The sequence below is a fragment of the Arthrobacter sp. B0427-1-12 genome, from assembly GCF_059092905.1.
The window spans coordinates 1-1,320 of sequence record NZ_JBNHIC010000151.1 but is presented as its reverse complement, the minus strand read 5'-3'; the positions used below and the strand labels follow the sequence as shown (position 1 = coordinate 1,320).

Annotated in this window: 2 protein-coding genes; one reads left to right on the top strand and one right to left on the bottom strand. The window is 61.3% G+C overall.

Features of this window, described 5'->3' with window-relative positions:
• A partial coding sequence (locus AC5RWU_RS24270) for a DUF4190 domain-containing protein (protein ID WP_493986725.1) occupies positions 1–278 on the top strand: 278 nt, incomplete at its 5' end.
• A gap of 328 nt (positions 279–606) precedes the next feature.
• Here the strand turns inward: AC5RWU_RS24270 and AC5RWU_RS24265 are convergent.
• On the bottom strand, positions 607–1,140 hold the full coding sequence (locus tag AC5RWU_RS24265) for a pentapeptide repeat-containing protein (protein ID WP_493986726.1): 534 nt from the start codon (positions 1,138–1,140) through the stop codon (positions 607–609).
• Positions 1,141–1,320 lie beyond the last annotated feature (180 nt).

Genomic DNA, 1,320 nt, shown 5'->3' with positions numbered 1-1,320 from the left:
CCAGCAGCAACTATCCGCAAAGCAATGCCGGACCGGAAATGTATCCACCGGCACAGCCAAACAGAACGAACGGCCTGGCGATTGCCTCGCTCGTCTCGTCCTTCTTCATCAGCCTGCTCGGCATCATTCTGGGACACATCGCCCTCAACCAGATCAAGCGCACCGGAGAAGGCGGGCGCGGATTGGCCATCGCAGGTCTCATCATCGGTTACATCGGCCTGGTCCTGGGCATCATCTTTTTCATCAGCTTCATGGGCATGGCCGCAAGCCAGGTCTAGAGCACGCAGTACATAGGACCCCAGGGCGGCGAAGCCCGGAAAATTCCGGCTTCACCGCCCTGGCTCCATCCTGTCCATATTGCCCGGCTCCGGCCCGCGCGTCGTAACGCTTCCCGGCCTGTCAAAAACCTGCATCGCATGGTTTTGACCGATTTTGATTCCGCACGTGGCTTCTGACCTCCTACTTAGAGTTCAGAGGATGGAACCCCAGGCCCTCTCCAGCATCACTTAGTAATGGACCATTTTTGACTTTCGAGGAACCGCCGCCTCAGAGAATTCGTCTTTAGTGCACCGGTGCAGCCACCTACGCGCTACGGACGCGATTCCCTCATATAGCGGGCCTCATGGCCAAGCCCTGGGGCCATACCACAGGCCTAACCCATGAGGGAGGATTCGGGCCATCCTCCCACGGCATCTTGGGCGGATGGGTCCAGCTGCGCGGTTCATCAAACAAGAGAACAGGTGAATCGCCACCACTGTGTATCCCATTGTGTATCCCATGGAAGGTGACGTCGCCACCAGAGAAGGTTGTCCGATCGAAGGTGACCGAACCACCGGAGAACATTGCCCCGGTGAAGGCGACCGAACCGCCGGAGAACTCTGCTGTGGTGAAGTTGACCCCGGCCCCGGTGAACTCTGCCTCGGTGAAGGAGACTTCGCCGCCACTGAATTCTGCCTCGAGGAAGGAAACTGCGCCGCCACTGAACTTTGCCCCGTCGAAGGAGACTTCGCCGCCGCTGAACTTTGCCCCGTCGAAGGAGACCCCGCCGCCGGCGAACTCTGCCCCACCGAAGTCGACCTCGCCGCCGACGAACTCCGCCCCGCTGAAGGAGACCTTGCCGATGAACTTTGCTCCTTGGATGAGAACGCCGATAACAGCGCATATGAAACCTGCGGCTCGGGGTGGAGCCGCGGATTTGTTGATGCGGTACGCGCCTGTCGGCGGCCCCGGCGTCTCAGGCCGTGCCGGGCCGGGTCTGGGTTCTCTTGTGTCGCGCCGGCCCGCGGGCCCTGGGCCGGAGGGCTATGCGCGGGCTGGTGC